Consider the following 17712-nt stretch of genomic DNA (forward strand, 5'->3'; position numbering starts at 1 on the left):
ATTCACCCTTATCTGCTCGTCTGCTCAGCAGCCACCCTTGCACCAGCCAGATGCTTTAGCGCATGATGGGCAATACTTGCCAGCACAGTCGCCGTTGGCGCGAGTGCGCGTTCATCGATATCAAAGGCCGGATGATGCCACTCCTGCGGCCCGGACGTCCCTACGAATATAAACACACCCGGACGATGCTGCTGGTAAAAGGCAAAGTCCTCACTTGCTGGCGATACGTTTGGAATGACCGCCTGTAAGCCAGCCGCAGCAACAGCCTCCTGTACTACAGGAATCCACTCTGCCGTATTATCTACCGGAGGTGGCCCATCGATCCATTGAATCGCTACCTCAACACCAAAAGCCGCGCCTACACCATAGATCACCTTCTCAAACTGTTGTCGCACCTTCTGACGTACACCATCCTGAAATGTACGAATCGTCCCTTGAAAATGTGCCAGCTCCGGAATGACATTCCATGTATGCCCACTATTCAAACGCGTCACGCTAATGACTGCGCTATCCTGCGCACTCACATTGCGACTCACAATCGACTGCAATGCTGTAATCATATGAGACGCTGCTACAATCGGATCGATGCCTGCATCCGGTACTGCTGCATGGCTACCGCGTCCTCGCACCTCTACACGAAAGCCATCTGCCGCTGCCATTAGCGGGCCTTCTCGCACTCCAATTTCATCGACAGCCAGATCAGGCTTGTTATGCAATCCGAACACTGCCTCCACACCATCCAGTACACCTGCTTGAATCAATTGCTGGGCACCGGTCGCCTTTTCCTCTGAAGGCTGGAAAATCAATCGGACACGCCCTTGCAGGGTTGTCTCCTCACGCTTGAGTAGATAGGCAGCTCCTAGCAGCGATGCTGCATGAAAATCATGCCCGCATGCATGCATTCGCCCCTGCACACTGGAAGCGAACGGTAGTCCCGTTTCTTCCTGTACAGGCAGAGCATCGATATCGCCACGCAGGGCAACAAGCGGGCCTTCGCCGCTACCAATCTCAGCAACTACACCTGTTGTTACACCGGGTAGCTCCAATAGACGAATCTCTGCCGCCAGTAGCTGACTGCGCAGATACGAGGTTGTTTCCACCTCATCACCAGATAACTCTGGATATCGATGCAGGTGACGTCTGACCTCGATAAGACGCTCCTGCAATGCTTCGCTTCCAATCATAAGCAGCCTCCTTTCGCAATCAAAGCTATACCGCCATCTACCGTAATTCTTTCGCTATCAGCTGACTGATCCCGAAGATACCGCGGGCACGCTTGCCCATGCTTCTTCGTTGTGCTCATTCTCGACAAATGCCTGCTGTAACAGCTCAAATGAGCGCACGCGCTGCTCAAAGCTTCGAATTACCGTATGCACAACTAGCTCCTTCACACCAAAACGCTGGCGAATATCGGATAGCTGCGCGTACACCGAAGCTGGCGAACCTTTGACCACCTTCGCCTCCTTCACTTCAATGCGAAATGGCTCGTTCGACTGGCGTCCGAATTCCTCTGCCTGCTCAACGGTTGCAACAGTTAGTACACGTCCACTGTTCAGATGAATTTTGACGGATAGATTCTCACCAGCAAGCTCATTCGCCTGTTCATCCGTGTCCGCTACGATAACAGATAACGCCAGAATCGCATGCGGTTGTGCTAGTTCAGGTGACGGTACGAATGATTGACGATACGTCTCGATCGCTTCCAAGGCAATATTCTCATCCCCATTAATGAATAGGGAAAATACATACGGCAAGCCCTGCTGTGCTGCTAGCTCGGCACTATCACGACTGGCACCAAGCAAAAATAATGGTGCAGGCTGTGCAGGCTGCGGACTCACATGAATGCCTGCTAGCGGATGATCTTCCGACACTTCATTGCGCAGGAAGCGACGCGTTTCCTCCAGCTTGTCGGTGAGTGAGCGTGCATCTCCCTGCTCGCCCTGTAATGCACGAGTTGAACGAGGCAGACCACCAGGGGCACGACCAATACCAAGCTCTACTCGGCCAGGTGCTAGTGAAGCGAGTACATTGAAGTTCTCTGCAACTTTATACGGGCTATAATGCTGTAGCATCACGCCACCGGAGCCGATGGTCAGCTTGCTTGTATGGGCTAGCAGATGCGAAATTAATACTTCCGGTGATGACCCCGATACATGAGCCGAATCATGATGCTCGGATACCCAAAAGCGCTGATAACCGAGACGCTCTGCGAGCTGAGCTAGTTGCAAGGTACGCTGAAATGATTGCTCTGCTGTCTCTCCTTCATAAATCGGAGTTTGATCCAATATGCCAACAGGTATAGTCATACCTAAGCCTCCATTCATTTTGGTTAGGATAAATCGCTACTATAGTAAGTGATCGCTTGCTATCAGATCACAACATTCCTAGATCAGATCGAATAATTCGCTTCCGGTGTAATTCGGCGTAGAAATTGACGGGTACGCTCTTCACGCGGACGCTGAAAAATATCATCCGGTGCGCCCTGCTCGATGATCGCGCCCCCATCCATGAATACAACGCGACTTGCCACATCACGAGCGAAGCCCATTTCATGGGTGACGATAATCATCGTAATGCCTTCTTCTGCAATACGGCGAATAACCTCCAGCACCTCACCAACCAGCTCTGGATCAAGCGCAGAGGTCGGTTCATCGAACAGGATCACCTCGGGATTAAGCGCCAGCGCACGCGCAATACCGACACGCTGCTGCTGACCGCCAGATAGCTGGCTCGGATAATAATGCAGACGATCACCCAGACCGACCTTTTCCAGCATCTCTATACCGATCTCCGCTGCCGTATCACGGGGCACACCGCGTACAATGGTAAGTCCCTCCATCACATTTTCCAGTGCTGTTTTATGCTTGAACAGATTATATTGCTGGAACACCATCGCTGTACGCTGGCGCAGTCGATGAATCTCACTTCTGCCCGGGTGCTTTCCCTCCAGCTTTTGATTGCCAATTTGAATGACACCTTGATCCGGGCGTTCTAAATAATTGATGCAGCGTAGCAATGTCGTTTTGCCCGAGCCGCTTGGGCCGAGAATAACGACCACCTCACCCTTTTGCACGGTCAGATTGATACCACCGAGCACCTGCTGCTTGCCAAATGACTTACGGATACCTTCCAGTTGAATCATGCCGCACCTCCGCGTTGAAAACGATTCAGACGATATTCCAGCCAGCCACTCATCCGTTCAATGAGTACCGTCAAGCCCCAGAATAATAACGCCGCTGCCAGATAAGCCTCAAAGTATTTCCAATTGTCCGCCGCGACGATCTGTGCCTGTGCATTAATTTCGATGACAGAGATCGTATAGGCGAGCGTCGAGCCATGCAGCATACCGATCACCGAATTCGATAGGTTAGGCAGACTGACCGCCAGTGCCTGTGGAAATACAATGCGCCGTAGCGCCTGTGGTGTCGTCATGCCCACTGCATGTGCTGCTTCAATCTGTCCTTTATCCACCGCCAGAATCCCTGCTCGTACAACCTCTGACATGTACGCACCCGCAGTAATCGAGAAGGCAATGCATGCGAAGGCTAACAGCGGAATCGAGGCAGATGTGAACGAGCTGCCCACTAAGCCGGCGATCCCATCGATAATGATCGGTAAGCCAAAATAAATGAGTAGCAGATGCATCAGCATCGGCGTGCCACGTACAAATGTCACATACGCCGAAGCAAGCTGGGATAGTACCGGAATGCGATACAGCCGCGCCAGCGCAACGATCGTACCGATGACCAGACCTGCTGTCACCGAGATGATCGTAATGAATAATGTGGTTGGCAATGCATTGAATAGACTGAGAAACGCTGTCCACATAAATGAAGGATCAAAGCTCATCCCTGTTTCCCTCCTCGATCACTGATTGGAATGAGTCGCGCCTGCCAGCGTTTGGCCATACGTTGCTGACGGCTCGTCTGCTCCTTGCCTGCATATTGATTCAGATAACGCTCCAGCCAGACGAATGCACGCTCCAGCAATACACTAATGACAAAATAGATCAGTGACAGTGCAATATACGTTTCGATAAAATGCTGTGTGGCTGTACCGAGCGTCTGCGAGCGTCCGGTCATCTCCATCACGCCAAGTGTGAACGCAAGCGAGGTATCTTTTAGATTCCCGATTACCAGATTGCCGAATAGCGGCACCGAGATGCCCAGCGCTTGCGGCAAAATAATCCGTCGAAAGGTCTGATAGCCACTCATGCCAATGGACTGCGCCGCCTCTACCTGCCCTTTATCAACGGCTTCGACCGCCGCGCGAATCATTTCCGAAATAAATGCCCCACTATTCAGCGCATACGTCAAAATAACAAAGTACAGCACCGCAATGCGTGACACATCGATATGTAGCCAGCCAAGTATCTCAGGCAAGCCATAATACACAAGAAACAATTGAATCAGAATCGGTGTACCACGGAAAAAGGATACATAGATGCGTGATAATCGCTGCAAGCCAGGCACGTTATACAGCCGTGGTAGAGCGACCAGCAATCCGATCAATAACCCGAGTGCAATGGAGCTGCCCACAATGAGCAGCGTAATATTCAGATAGGCTAGCAATTTGGGAATGAAGTCCAGTACATAATGAATGTCAAAACGTCTGCTCATTCTGAGCCTCCTTTATCGAATTACTGCGTAACCTTCGCTTCGGCCAGCGTTTTGGTAAAGTCATCGCCAAGCCATTTTTCACTGAGCTGCTTCAATGTTCCATCCTTCTTAATCTCTTCAATCGCTTTATCGATCTCATCCGCCAGCGGCTGCTCATCCTTACGGAAGACAAAGTATACATTGGACTCATTCAGCGGCTCTCCGACCGTTTTCAGTGCGACATTGCCATCCGCATCCGTGTTAAAACGATTGGCAAAATCAGTAGTGATCGTCGCATCCACACGTCCGCTCACAATCTGCTGCACCGTGTCATTGGCTGCACCGCTTGTGTACACCACATCAATCGCATTGTTATGTGTTTTGTTGTACTGATTTAGCAGATACGCTGCATTGCTCGTTGCGCCAGTCAGTACCTTTTTGCCAGCTAGATCATCCAGCCCTTTGATCGTATTATTGTCTTTCGCAACCGCCACCCGATTCAGGAAAATGCTATACGGCACCTTGTTGAACAAATATTTCTGCTCACGCTCCGGGTTCGTCTCCATCTGATGGGCGACAAAATCAATCTTATTCGTTTCCAGACTGAGTAGCAGATTGGAGAACTCCATCGTTTTAAACTCAAACTCTACGTCTGGCAGTCGCTTGTCGATCTCACGAACCAGCTCCACATCATATCCAGTCAGCTTGCCATTTTCATCGATAAAGCATACATTCGGGAATTGAGTTCCTGTACCGACGATAATTTTGCGTACATTACCACTCGCACTTGCCGTCTCGTTGCCACCTGATGTAGCCGTACTACCTCCTGCCGATCCACCACTCGATTCACTTACCGAGGCGCAGCCTGATAGCAGCAGTGCGAAGGCGAATAGCAATAGCATGGAGACTTGCAGGAGTGGATGCTTGCGGAAGACGTAACGGATACGCGGTTGACCTCCTGTATCTATAGTGTGTTGATTCGTATTGATAGATTTTTCAGAAGATATGGATTTGAACATACATGAACCACCCTATTCTCATCTATTTAGTCGGATTTATAAATGCACAAGTATCTTTTTTAATAATTTGTAGTGCTTGTTTAGCACTTATTTAGCAAGTGTTTAGCAATCGATGCTCTTTCGTACACTTTAAGATGACTCGTCTCTCTAATCCACATCCGCATTAACCTGTAATCGCTGCGGGCTGCGCCATGGAAGGATTGCCTTGACGCTGACTGCGGAAGTAATCCAGATCGCGTAGCAGCTCTGCCATCGCTGCGGTCATATGAGCTGGTTGTTCTTTTAAAGTGACGAGACTCGTCTGCAAGGAGATGCTTTCAATCTCTGGCAGATGGATTCGCACGAGTAGACCCGCCTTCACTTCCTCATGCACACTCAGCCCGGGCAGAAAGGCAATTCCAGCCTGTTGCAAAACAAGCTTTTTCGCTGTCTCTGCCTGATCGACCTGAAAGGCAATTTCTGGCGGTGATTCCATTGTCTCAAATACACGGTGGATGCGTAGCCAATCGAGTGAGCCGCATTCGAAGAATACGAGCTTTTGCTGCTCCAGCGCCGCGATTGAGGTGGGCTGCTCTGTTGCAAAAGGATGATCTCGATACACATACAGCGAGATCGGATCCTCATAGGACGATACGGTACGAATCGATGGATGCAGCATTTTACGAACAAACGCAATATCCAGCTCCTTACCTAGCAGACGGCTGACAAGCTGATCTGTCGTTGCCGTGACAAGCTTTACATTGGTGTGCGGATATTGTTGCTTCAGCCTCGGTAGCAGCTCGGGAATGACGTAATTGGATACGGATAGTGTACATCCGATCGTCAGCTCCTCTGGTGTGGTGCGAACGGTCTGGATACGCTGCTTGCCCTTTTGCAATACCTGTAGCATCTGCTGGGCATATGGAAGAAAACGACGACCTTCCTCGGTCAAAATGATTTGCCGACCTAGCCGTTCGAACAGCTTACAGCCAAGCTCCCTCTCCAGCGATTGAATTCGCGCGGTGACGGACGGCTGGGACAGGAATAGAATCTCTGCCGCCTTATTGAAGCTGCCATAATGATGGATGTACACAAAGGCTTCCATATTCTCAATGTTCACGGTGCATTCCCCTTTCTGCATAATAAAACTTATTTTCCCAATCATTTAACTTGGTTTTATGTATCATAGAACCAGAGTTAGGCGGTGTCAACGGATTAACTGCCTATCTTCACAGCTGTTTCATAGCGTTAAAGGCAGCCAATCCAGACAGGGCGCGGCTTCCCACCGCTTGTTGCCAGAATGGGAAAATGAATCAGCGTACGGGAGTGAATAGCTACAGATACAGAGTCGATTCCCATCCTCATCGTGTTAGCATGGAAATCTCTGCGTAGCATCCTTATAGCCTGATGCAGCTCCTGTGCTTCCTTACTGATTCACAGGGGTAGCTGTATAGCGATTTTGCGGGATCGGCACGCCTAGATTCTCACGCAGCGTCTCATATTCATAATCCTCACGATAAATACCGCGCGCCTGCAAAATAGGCACCACCTGCTCCACAAAATCATGCAGTCCAGACGGTAGCTCCGAATGAATAATAAAGCCATCCGCACCGCGCTGCTCAAACCATTCCTGCACACGATCCGCTACCTGCTCTGCGGTACCGATAAAGTTACTGCGTGGTGTCGCTGCTTGCAGAGCAACCTGTCGCAGCGTTAAGCCGCGCTCCTTCGCATCGCGCTTGATCTTGTCCGTGCCACTACGGAAGCTGTTGCTGCCGATATCCTGTAACTCAGGGAATGGATCGTCAAGCGGATATTGCGAGAAGTCATGATGATCGAAGAAGCGACCGAGATATTGCAGCGCCTTATCGATCGTTACAAGACTGGCGATTTGCTCGTATTTGCGCTCGGCTTCCTCTGCTGTCGCGCCGATAATCGGACTAATTCCCGGTAAAATTTTCACCTCATCCTCACTGCGTCCATACGACACAACACGCTTTTTCACATCCTGGTAGAAAGTCTGAGCGTCCTCCAGCGTCTCCTGTCCTGTGAAAATTGCATCGGCCGAGCGAGCAGCCAGATTTTTACCATCCTCCGATGAGCCTGCCTGGAAAATAACCGGCTGTCCCTGTGGCGTGCGTCCGATATTGAGTGGTCCCTGTACGGAGAAATATTCACCTTTATGATGCAGGGTGTGGAGCTTATCTGGATCGAAGAATACACCCGTCTCCTTATCCCGTGTGAACGCATCCTCTTCCCACGAATCCCATAGGCCTTTCGCAACATCCAGGTATTCAGAAGCGATTCGGTAACGCTCTGGATGAGAAGGATGCTCTTCGCGACTATAGTTGAGCGCTGAGCCTTCCAGTGGAGAAGTGACCACATTCCAGCCCGCACGACCACCGCTAATATGATCCAGCGAAGCAAGCTGACGCGAAACGGTAAATGGCTCACTGTAGCTAGTCGAGATTGTTCCCACCAATCCGATACGCGAGGTGACGCCTGCCAGAGCGGACAGAATCGTCACTGGCTCAAAACGATTCAAAAAGTGCGGTAGCGACTTCTCATTGATGAACAATCCATCCGCAATGAACACCAGATCGAACTTACCCTCCTCCGCCTTCTGTGCCTGACGCTTGTAAAAGTCAAAGCTCACACTCGCATCTGCCTGCACCTCAGGATGTCTCCATGTGGACATGCTGCCTCCGATTCCGTGAATGATTGCACCAAATTTCAACTGACGTTTAGTCATGATCTTCATCCTCTCTGACTCGTTATAGGTTCGATGGTATAAAGATGGTATAAATCTGTAATTTTACCGCTGATGATATGCCTGACTATTCAAGCGAAATTCTATCCTATTTACACCGATTGCTGAATGGGCTGTCCTGCTAGCAGATGACGCAACTTCTCCAGATCAGGCTCCAGCAGAGCCGTGTACGTCGCTCCCTGCCCAACCTCCACGACAGGCACATGCCGAATGCCATATTTCGCTTCCAAAATATCACGTAGCTCATCATGCCCTGCTACCTCCAGATTCGTATACGCATAGCCGTTCGTTTCCAGGTACGTCTTAATCTCCTGGCAAAAGTGACATCCCGTCTTGCTCCAGACGATCACATGAGGATTGGAAGCAGTAGTGAAGCCTTCTGTACTATTAAATGCTTGAGTCATAGGTTATTCCTCCTTAGTATGGGTGGATATGCTATCGAATTCATGATTCGGAATACTGTGCTAGCGATGTACACAAGTGAGTTCGTTGCTATCCACAACAATGAAGCCTGATGATCGATGTGTTGTTCCTGGTTACTAGCATGGACTTAACTTGATCTGTTTAGCTTGCTAGTGTTGCTTGAGTGGTAGAGTAACCTCTGCACATTGCTCCATATATTGCCTCCTTGGAATATCTACTATCAGCTAAATGGGGATCCCGTGATGGCAAGCTTGTACGAGCTGGCTGGGACGAAGCGCTTGACCTGATCATCGTTATCCAACCTTTATCGTAAACTCATCGTCAAATCGAGAAATTCGGCTGACGCTGCTCCTCCAGCGGATGGGGCTGCACGGTCGGCTGTAATAAGCGATGCAGGATCACATTTTCAAAATGAGCAAACCCACTATCTCGTTCACGCGGACGATCCAGTGTGATACGTAGATCCAGCGCCACATGTCCCTCCTCGATCAACAACACCCGATCTGCAAGTGCCACCGCCTCGCTCACATCATGCGTTACGAGCACCACCGTCAAGCCCTGTTCGATCCAGAGTCGCTCGATCAGCTTCTGCATCTCAATTCGGGTGAGTGCATCCAGTGCACCGAGCGGCTCATCGAGTAATAGTAGATCGGGATGACTTGCCAGTGCTCGTGCTAGCGCCACACGCTGACGTTGACCGCCAGATAATATAGAGGGCCATTCCTTTTCCCGATCTGCCAGCCCGACGAGTCGCAGCGCCTCACCTGCATGCTCACGACTTTTATCCGGGATGCCCAGTCTGACATTGTCCAGCACCGTCTTCCATGGTAATAATCGGGCTTCCTGAAAAAGAAAGCGTGTATTCGGTCGCGCCGTCTGCGGCTGGCGTGCAAGCTTACTCCGCTTACGTGTAGACTGGCGAAGTGTAGCAAATGGTGTCGTTGCTACCGGATCGGTGGAGCGCTGCGCCAGCTCGATCTGTCCACCGGATGGCTGTTCCAGTCCAGCGATCATACGCAGTAGCGTGCTTTTCCCACAGCCGCTCCGTCCGACAATTGCGACAAACTCTCCACGCTGTACCTCTACATCAATTTGTTCCAAAATGACACGTGTGCCAAACTGCTTCTGCACACCTTGAATCTGTAAAAATGGCTTCTGCTCCGCTACAGCCATGCACACCCCTCCTGTGAAATCATGATTGCTCGTCTTACCTATTCATTTGCGAGATAACGATGGATTCCAGCGCAGCCAGCGCTTTTCCAGCAGCTTGGCGATGCTATCCGACAGCTTGCCAAGTAACGCATACAGCACAATACTCAGCACGATCACATCCATTTGCATAAATTCACGCGCATTCATCGCCATATAACCAATACCGGAATCTGCCGCTACCGTCTCGGCAACGATCAATGTCAGCCACATAATACCCAGCGCATAACGAATACCAACAAGAATCGATGGCAGGGCACCCGGCAAAATCACATGCACATATAGCGCAATGCGGCTTAATCCATACACACGCCCCATCTCGATCAATCCCGGGTCTACCGAGCGAATACCATGGAAGGTATTCAGGTACATCGGAAAGAACACACCGAGCGCCACCAGAAACAGCTTCGCCTCCTCCCCAATACCAAACCAGACAATAACGAGTGGAATGAGCGCCAGATGCGGAATATTGCGAATCATCTGGATGGAGGAATCCGATATTTTTTCAGATAGACGAGAAATGCCGTTAATCGCTCCAAGCAGAAAGCCCAGCCCTCCCCCGATCGCAAATCCACTCAGCGCACGCTGCGCGCTAATCGCGATATTGCTGATCAGCTCGCCCGTTCCTAATAAGCGGAAGAAGGCTTCAAGTACCTGTGCAGGTGACGGTAATATCTGACTGGCAAGCCAGCCCGTCGTCGATAAGAGCTGCCAAACTGCAATCAGCAGCACAGGTAGAGCAAAAGGTAATAATCCATGTACAAGTCGTCGCCAGCGCCTATTCTCATCTGTCCTGACCGTAGCTGGAATCGACACCCGCGAACTTGATCCCCTCTGTGCTGTCGGTGTATCCACACTATGAGCAGGCAACGAGCCGGGTAATGATTTGGAAGACATCGGTGCATCCCCTCCTTACTTCTGGATTAGATTACTTTGACTTCGTGTTGTCTGATGCTGGAAGCTGCTTGCCCAATGTATCGCTCCAGAACTTGTTAACGTCTACTTTGGACGACAGCACCCCTGCATCGGTAAATGTATCTGCCACATCTTGCTCGGACGCTATTGCTGCATCCGATATAGCAACGACCTTACTTGGACGCTGTGCCTCACCTTCCTTGAGAGTGGTTAAGGCCTGCTCCTCTGGCTGGTGTGTCGCAGCTGCGGTAATCTTAGCCCATTCCTCTGGATGACTGCGTGTCCAATCATAAAATTGATTGATACGAGCCAGATAATCGGCAATCGCTTTTTCCTTAGCGCTATCAGCAAGTGCCGGATCGGATACGGCAACAAGGAAATGTCCGGATAAAATATCCTTCGCACTCGCCAGCGTCGTCGCTCCATTTTGATGAGCAGAGATAATCGCATTTCCATAGCTTGCCAGCGCATCCACCTTGCCGCTAATTAGCGCACTCAGTCCATCGGCAGTCGACAGCTCGACTGGCTGGATATCCTGCCAGGTTAGCCCGGCATTTTGCAATATTTTCAGCAGGAAGTAATGAGCCGTTGTATTTTTGACAAAAGCGACCTTTTTACCCTTTAGATCAGCAGCCGTATGGATCGGTGAGTCCTTAGGGACAACGACCTCCTGATTAAGCGTATTGCCCTCCTGCACCGCCACCACTTTAAAATTGCCACCATTGGCTGCCTGTGAAGCAAAGATTGGCGGAATTTCACTCGTCACGCCAAAGTCGACCTGGTTCGCTGCCATCGCCTCTAAAATCAGATTGCCACCCTGAAATACACTGTAGTCGATCTTGTAGGGCGTATTGTCCAGCCCAGCCGCCTTTAAGCCCTGTTCGAGATTGCCCCATCCCGTCTGACCCACCTTGATCACAACTGTGCCTTCGCCACCCTGAGCCGCCGCTGCGTCTGCGGATGCACCTGTACCCTGCTGTGAGCAGCCTGCCATAACGATAAGCAGCGCACCCAGTATAGTCGCGAGTATTGGCTTGTAAATACGTTGTTTCATGAATATCACCCTTTTATCCATAATTGAATATTGAATTTATTTTCTATTTATATGATAGGAGAACGCTAGTTTATTTAAGCATTAGCAATCGTCTGTACAAGTGTTGGTCGTAATGAACGCTGGCGTAGTGTCTGTCCCAGCTCATTAGCCTGAATGATCGCTGCCTGTACTGCTTCTGTCGTTACAGCGAAGTTAAGCTGTGCTGCTGCTCCTTCACGAAGCACCAGTCCCTCCGCGATCGACGCTGCGCTTGGCTGCACATCGGCCGTGATCCCAAGCTGGTCGAGGGTAATCGGCAGATCCAGCTCATGCAGCCATGAAGCGAGTCGCTCCAGCTCTACACCTGACTTCCCTTCCAGCACCCACTGTGTGAGCAAGCCAAAGGCGACCTTTTCCCCATGTAGACGATCATGCGTTTCTTCAATACGGGTGAGGCTATCATGCAAGCCATGAGCAATCGCTGCATGCACCGAGCCATCCTGAATGGAGCCGACTAATCCAGCTAACCAGATAATAGCATCGGTCACTTCGGTAAAAGCAGCATCTGGCTCATACCCTGGCTGCCCTGCTTCCTTATATACCGCAGTTGCATGTCGCTCCAAAATATCCAGTGCCAACCTGGCTGTCGCTACGCTGCTTCGTAAAGCAACACTTCCAGCATTTCCACTCAGATTTACTGCAAACTCATACCATTTTACGAGCGTATCGCCAATACCTGCTGCCAGATACCGCGGTGGTGCTTGAGCCAGCAGATCTGTATCTGCCAATACAAGCTCTGGTGAGCGCAGAAGTGGACGATAGCCTGCCGCCTGTCCGCGCTCATCATATAGAACTGTCAGTGCTGACCATGCGGCGCAGGTTGCTGGAATGGTCGGGATCGTTACAATAGGTAATCCGGCATCCTCAGCAACGGCTTTGGAGAGGTCGAGCACTTTACCACCGCCCACCGCAACAATGATATCTACCTGCAATTGCTTAGCGATTGCGGTATAGGCTTTAATCTCTTCCACCGTGCATTGTCCAGCAAAGGTCTTGATCTCTATTCGAATACCGACTGCGGTCAGCGATGCATGTAATGCTTCTTCCGTAATCGACAATGCGGTATGACCCCCAATGATAAGTGCGTGACTACCGAGTGCGTGAATATATTCTCCACTTCGTTTTAGCAAGCCTGGCTCATTGTAATAAGCTGCTGGTGCTTTAATTGTTACCATCTGCAAAACTCCTTTTCCTATAAAATATAATGATCTGATTCTCATTTCTAAATAGCGAATAGCATAGAGTAGAATGTGCTTATCATCTATCATACTTATGAACAAATCACATACTTACGAACAACTCTTAACCATTGATCTCTGCGTCTCACAGCCATGTCTGCTCGCTGTCTTATTTCGCACGCTTCACCTGTGCTTCATTGCCCCGTATCTCTTTCATTTCAACATCTTAACCGATGTCTCACAATTCCGACCTGTTAAGTTGGTTAAATCTTGAATCAAGTCTAGCATCTGCCTTCCAGCAGCGTCAATGCAGACTCTAATCAATAAATTCTATATGTATATCGCAAACTTCTATACGATGTTAAAATTGCTATAGTATACAATGGTACAAGCTTCAACCCTCAGGATAGAAAGGACACTAGCCTATGACATTTCTGCAAACGTTACGTAGTAATAAAACCTTATTTCGCCTGGCGATTACAGGTATCCTTCTATATAGCTTCTGGTCGATTTATCAAGAGCAGCCTATGTGGTCATCGATCAGCTATGGCATACCGATGCTGTTTTTCGGTTTTTTATTATGGCGTAAGGTACATATGGGCAACGTGGTCGTTGTCATCGCTACTCTGTATTTATTTAGCATTACCTTTATCAATGAATCTTTTGATCCTGACTCTTCCAGATATACGATACCTTTTCTATGGATATGGTTCTCTATTATGGCAGTACGCTCCGCGCGCAATGATCGGCTAGCGGTAGCGCTCAATCTGTTAACTGGAGCCTTAATGCTGGCGATTAGCTATGACGGGAATTTCCCATTTTCACTGCTCATTTCACTACTTAGTACGTATTTTGGTATCCATAGTCTATCGCGTTATATCTCTGTCAATCGAATTAACCGCGATCAATTAAATGAATTGGAAAAGGTACACAGTGAGCTACAAAGCGCTCATGACGAGCTACAGGAGAATGCACTGCAATCGGTACGTTATGCCGCACTCGCAGAACGTACGCGCATTGCTGGCGAGATTCACGATGGGCTCGGTCACCATTTCACCTCGATTATTGTACAGCTACAGGCGCTTAAATGGATGGTACGGCAAAATCCCGACCAGGCGGAGCATACCGTCGATCAATTGCTGGATGTGTCCCGTCAAGGTCTGGCAGAGGTACGAAGCGTGGTCAAAGATTGGTCAACAAGTGAGCACACCTCGGATGAGCTACGGTTACTTGCGTCTCAAGTAGCTGAGCGTTCGGGATTACAATTAACCTTTCACACGGAGGGCGATTACGGTAATTGGGGTGAAGCTGTAGAAAGTATATTGTACCGCATTTTACAGGAATCGCTGACGAATATTGTACGTCATTCTGGAGCTACCGAGGTGACTGTAGATATTGGCGAGTCCGCGGGCTGTGCCCTGCTTACGATTACAGACAATGGCAATTATCGCGAGAACATGCCGATCAAACAAGGCTTTGGTGTCAAAAACATGATTCGTCGCTGTACGGAATTGCAGGGTGATTGCCAATTCTTACCGACCGCTGGTGGTGGGTTAACCGTGAAGGCAAGCGTGCCGCTGCGACTTCATCAGGCATCTGCTGCTGGAGAATAAGCAGATGCCTGCAAGGTCGAACATGCAGCATTTCATCGCAGGTGTCATTTTGCTGCATGATATATAGAATTGAGAGCTACCCATAAACTGCTACCCAATGATCTTCAAGCTATTTCTATCCATAAGTCTGATCAATAAGTGAATCTTTAAGCTGTATAATCAAAATGATGCCACCATGCAACCAAACAAAGGAGCGTAATGATGAATCTACCTCAGCAGACTATTCGTATCATTCTCGCCGATGACCAGGCACTTATTCGCCAGGGCATCCGTTATATTCTTGATCTACAGCCCGATATGGAGGTAGTCGCCGAAGCATCGAGCGGTGATGATGCCGTTCGATTAGCGGAACAGCACAAGCCTGATCTGATGCTAATGGATATTCAGATGCCCGGCATGACCGGAATTGAAGCTACACAGGCGATTCTAACCGCACAGCCAGACATACGGATTGTGCTACTAACAACATTTGATGTACAGGAGTATGTGATTGATGGAATTCGTGCAGGAGCTTCTGGTTATTTGCTCAAGGATATTGATATGGGCGAGATGATTCAAGGGATTCGCTCCATCTGTGCTGGCGGCGCGATCTACAACACAACCAATGCAGGTAATGCACTGGTGGAGCTAGTAGGACGTCCAATGTCCGTCTATAGCTCAGAGTCTGACAGCAATTCTGAGGCTAATGATCCGAATCATGCAGCCAGTGTGCATTATGATGGATTGCTGGAGCCACTGACCGAGCGTGAGCTCGAGGTGCTACAAGCTATCGCATATGGTAAACGTAATTTTGAGATCGCCGATGAGCTGTATGTATCGGAAAGCACGGTAAAAACTCATGTGCACAATATTATTCAAAAGCTCGGTGTAAAGGATCGCACACAGGCAGCAGTAGTAGCGATTCGGCAGGGCTTTGTTCGTTAATCACCAAGTATACGTTTCGTTCATTAATGAAATAATACGAAATAAAGAGCAATCGTCCCTGGAGTTTCCTCAGGGATGATTGCTCTTTTTGTATGTTTCTATTATGTGTATCCATACTGATCTGCTTCTGTGAGCCTTATCCTTTGACTGAACCAGCTGTCAATCCCGTTACGAAGAAGCGTTGCAGGAATGTAAACAGAATCACCATCGGCAATGCCGTAATCACAACCCCGGTTAACAGCATCGTATAATCCGTTACATACTCACCGCGGAACTGCATCAAGGCGAGTGGCAGGGTTAGCTTCTCCGTACTGTTGAGCAGCAGGAGCGGAATGAGCAGGTCATTCCAGACCATCACGAATAGAAACGCTGCCGTTGCAGATAATGAAGGCCCGGATAACGGCAATACGAGTCGCCAGTATATCTTCCATTCTCCGGCTCCATCCATACTCCCTGCTTCCATCATCTCCTTGCTCAGCATCTCCATAAATCCGGTTAATGTGAATACGGTTAATGGCAATAAGCCTGCCGCCGATACAAAGATCAGCGCGGTCAGATTATCCGACCAGCCTAGCTGCCGAACGAGTGAATAGAGCGGTAGCATAATGACCTGTGATGGAATAATCAGACCTGCGACAAAATATGCAAAAGCAAATTTACCAAGCCGTCCACCTAATCGAACAATCGCATACGAGATCAGACTGCCAAGAAACAGTACAATCGCTACCGTAAACAGCGTCACTCTAGCACTATTCCAGAAATATTGCAGCATCGGCTGTGCCTGAAAAATCGTAATAAAATTCTGCAGGCTCCACGGATGCGGCCAGCCCAGTGGACTGGCATAAAAGCCCTGACTCGTTTTGAATGAAGAAACAACGACAAAATAGAGCGGTGCTGCAATCAGCAGCCCGTATAAAATCATAATAATGCGTCCGACCCACTTCATGTAGCCCTTCCTCCCACCTTAATAATCTGTGAATTCATCCGGTTCACTCGTTGCTTAACCTGTCGCCCCATCCCGGCGCAGGGCACGGAACTGGAAGAACGTCAAAATGCCAAGCAGGATGAGGAAGATCATCGAACCGGCAGAAGCCAGACCGAAGGAATAATTCGAAAATGCCAGATGATAAATATAGGTCGTCAAAATCTCAGTTGCATAGTTCGGCCCACCATCCGTCATAACGAAAATAAGGTCAAATGCCTTGAACGACTGAATGGTCGTATACGAAATGACGATCGCTGCCGATGGAGCAAGCAGTGGCCACGTAATTTTGCGGAACACCTGCAAGCGAGTCGCACCATCAATTCGCGCGGCTTCGACCAGCTCACCAGGAATCGCCTGTAAGCCGGCGATAAATATAATCATCATCTGTCCGGCATGCGCCCAGATTTGCACAAATGCAATCGAGTACAGCGCAATTTTGGCATCGCCTGTCCAACTTTTCGCTAGCTGCTCTAATCCAGCATGCTGTAGGCCCGTATTAATCAGGCCGATCGATGGATCATAAATGAATGACCAGATCAGACCGACCGATACCGAGGACAGAATCGCTGGGAAAAAATATAATGCGCGGAAAAACACGCTTGTCTTTGAATTTTTCGCCAGAATGAGTGCTAGCACAAGTGATACGATCGTCTGAATAACCACAACGACGATCATAAATTTAATATTGTTCAAAAATGCCTTACGGAAAATAATGCTGTCAAAGCTTTCCTTATAGTTCGATATACCGACAAAATCATAGGACGGCGATACACCGTCCCAGTTAGTAAATGAATAAAACAGTCCCGATAAAGCCGGGTATACGAACAAGCCGGTATAGAGCACTATTCCTGGCAGCATGAACAGCCACAGTATTTTACGATTGATCATAAGCGTTACCGTATCCCTTTACTTCATCTTGTTACAGCTAGCGCCGGACATGCAGAGAATCACATGTCCGGCGTTCACTGTTGCTATCCTGTTGATCATCAGCTTCCTGCAGGAATTG

The 17712-nt window shown here is 49.3% G+C and carries 17 protein-coding genes; 2 read left to right on the forward strand and 15 right to left on the reverse strand.

Features of this window, described 5'->3' with window-relative positions; all coding sequences use genetic code 11:
* Positions 1-8: 8 nt before the first annotated feature.
* The 13 genes from SK066_RS12565 to SK066_RS12625 all read right to left on the reverse strand — a co-directional run bounded on the left by SK066_RS12565 (position 9) and on the right by SK066_RS12625 (position 13181).
* Positions 9-1184 carry an amidohydrolase gene (locus SK066_RS12565; protein ID WP_320541750.1) on the reverse strand — a complete coding sequence of 392 codons (1176 nt, stop codon included), beginning with the start codon at positions 1182-1184 and terminating at the stop codon, positions 9-11.
* 57 nt (positions 1185-1241) lie between these two features.
* Complete coding sequence (locus tag SK066_RS12570; protein WP_320541751.1) at positions 1242-2306, reverse strand: LLM class flavin-dependent oxidoreductase; 1065 nt, start codon at positions 2304-2306, stop codon at positions 1242-1244.
* Between the two features lie 83 nt (positions 2307-2389).
* A complete protein-coding gene (locus SK066_RS12575; RefSeq protein WP_320541752.1) occupies positions 2390-3142 on the reverse strand; it encodes an amino acid ABC transporter ATP-binding protein in 753 nt (250 codons plus the stop codon).
* Positions 3139-3849, reverse strand: a complete 711-nt coding sequence (locus SK066_RS12580; protein WP_320541753.1) for an amino acid ABC transporter permease — start codon at positions 3847-3849, stop codon at positions 3139-3141. Before SK066_RS12580 ends, SK066_RS12575 begins: the two co-directional genes overlap by 4 nt.
* Positions 3846-4619: an amino acid ABC transporter permease gene (locus tag SK066_RS12585; RefSeq protein ID WP_188774816.1), complete on the reverse strand. Its 774-nt coding sequence runs from the start codon at positions 4617-4619 to the stop codon at positions 3846-3848. Before SK066_RS12585 ends, SK066_RS12580 begins: the two co-directional genes overlap by 4 nt.
* Positions 4620-4639: 20 nt before the next feature.
* Positions 4640-5500 (reverse strand): transporter substrate-binding domain-containing protein, encoded by an 861-nt coding sequence (locus SK066_RS12590; RefSeq protein WP_320544873.1) that lies wholly within the window; start codon positions 5498-5500, stop codon positions 4640-4642.
* Positions 5501-5780: 280 nt separating this feature from the next.
* On the reverse strand, positions 5781-6716 hold the full coding sequence (locus SK066_RS12595) for a LysR family transcriptional regulator (RefSeq protein ID WP_320541754.1): 936 nt from the start codon (positions 6714-6716) through the stop codon (positions 5781-5783).
* Between the two features lie 306 nt (positions 6717-7022).
* The gene (locus SK066_RS12600; RefSeq protein WP_407673668.1) at positions 7023-8348 is read right to left on the reverse strand and encodes an LLM class flavin-dependent oxidoreductase; all 1326 of its coding nucleotides are present in this window, start codon (positions 8346-8348) and stop codon (positions 7023-7025) included.
* Between the two features lie 110 nt (positions 8349-8458).
* On the reverse strand, positions 8459-8770 hold the full coding sequence (locus SK066_RS12605) for a glutaredoxin family protein (protein ID WP_250343160.1): 312 nt from the start codon (positions 8768-8770) through the stop codon (positions 8459-8461).
* A gap of 340 nt (positions 8771-9110) precedes the next feature.
* Positions 9111-9962 (reverse strand): ATP-binding cassette domain-containing protein, encoded by an 852-nt coding sequence (locus tag SK066_RS12610; RefSeq protein ID WP_320541755.1) that lies wholly within the window; start codon positions 9960-9962, stop codon positions 9111-9113.
* A gap of 42 nt (positions 9963-10004) precedes the next feature.
* Positions 10005-10895 carry an aliphatic sulfonate ABC transporter permease SsuC gene (gene ssuC / locus SK066_RS12615; RefSeq protein WP_320541756.1) on the reverse strand — a complete coding sequence of 297 codons (891 nt, stop codon included), beginning with the start codon at positions 10893-10895 and terminating at the stop codon, positions 10005-10007.
* Between the two features lie 31 nt (positions 10896-10926).
* Positions 10927-11967: an ABC transporter substrate-binding protein gene (locus SK066_RS12620; protein ID WP_320541757.1), complete on the reverse strand. Its 1041-nt coding sequence runs from the start codon at positions 11965-11967 to the stop codon at positions 10927-10929.
* A gap of 74 nt (positions 11968-12041) precedes the next feature.
* Positions 12042-13181 (reverse strand): iron-containing alcohol dehydrogenase family protein, encoded by a 1140-nt coding sequence (locus SK066_RS12625; protein ID WP_320541758.1) that lies wholly within the window; start codon positions 13179-13181, stop codon positions 12042-12044.
* Positions 13182-13609: 428 nt separating this feature from the next.
* On the opposite strand from SK066_RS12625, the gene SK066_RS12630 reads away from it, so the two are divergent.
* Both SK066_RS12630 and SK066_RS12635 read left to right on the forward strand, forming a co-directional pair.
* Entirely contained in the window at positions 13610-14797 is a 1188-nt protein-coding gene (locus SK066_RS12630) for a sensor histidine kinase (protein WP_320541759.1), read from the forward strand.
* Between the two features lie 201 nt (positions 14798-14998).
* The gene (locus SK066_RS12635; RefSeq protein ID WP_320544875.1) at positions 14999-15721 is read left to right on the forward strand and encodes a response regulator transcription factor; all 723 of its coding nucleotides are present in this window, start codon (positions 14999-15001) and stop codon (positions 15719-15721) included.
* A 136-nt stretch (positions 15722-15857) separates the two neighbouring features.
* Here the strand turns inward: SK066_RS12635 and SK066_RS12640 are convergent, their stop codons facing one another.
* Positions 15858-16667, reverse strand: coding sequence for a carbohydrate ABC transporter permease (locus SK066_RS12640; RefSeq protein WP_320541760.1), 810 nt, complete (start codon positions 16665-16667; stop codon positions 15858-15860).
* A gap of 54 nt (positions 16668-16721) precedes the next feature.
* Positions 16722-17594 carry a carbohydrate ABC transporter permease gene (locus SK066_RS12645; protein WP_188774825.1) on the reverse strand — a complete coding sequence of 291 codons (873 nt, stop codon included), beginning with the start codon at positions 17592-17594 and terminating at the stop codon, positions 16722-16724.
* Positions 17595-17712 lie beyond the last annotated feature (118 nt).

Source organism: Paenibacillus hunanensis (assembly GCF_034055775.1).
Classification (GTDB): domain Bacteria; phylum Bacillota; class Bacilli; order Paenibacillales; family Paenibacillaceae; genus Saccharibacillus; species Saccharibacillus hunanensis.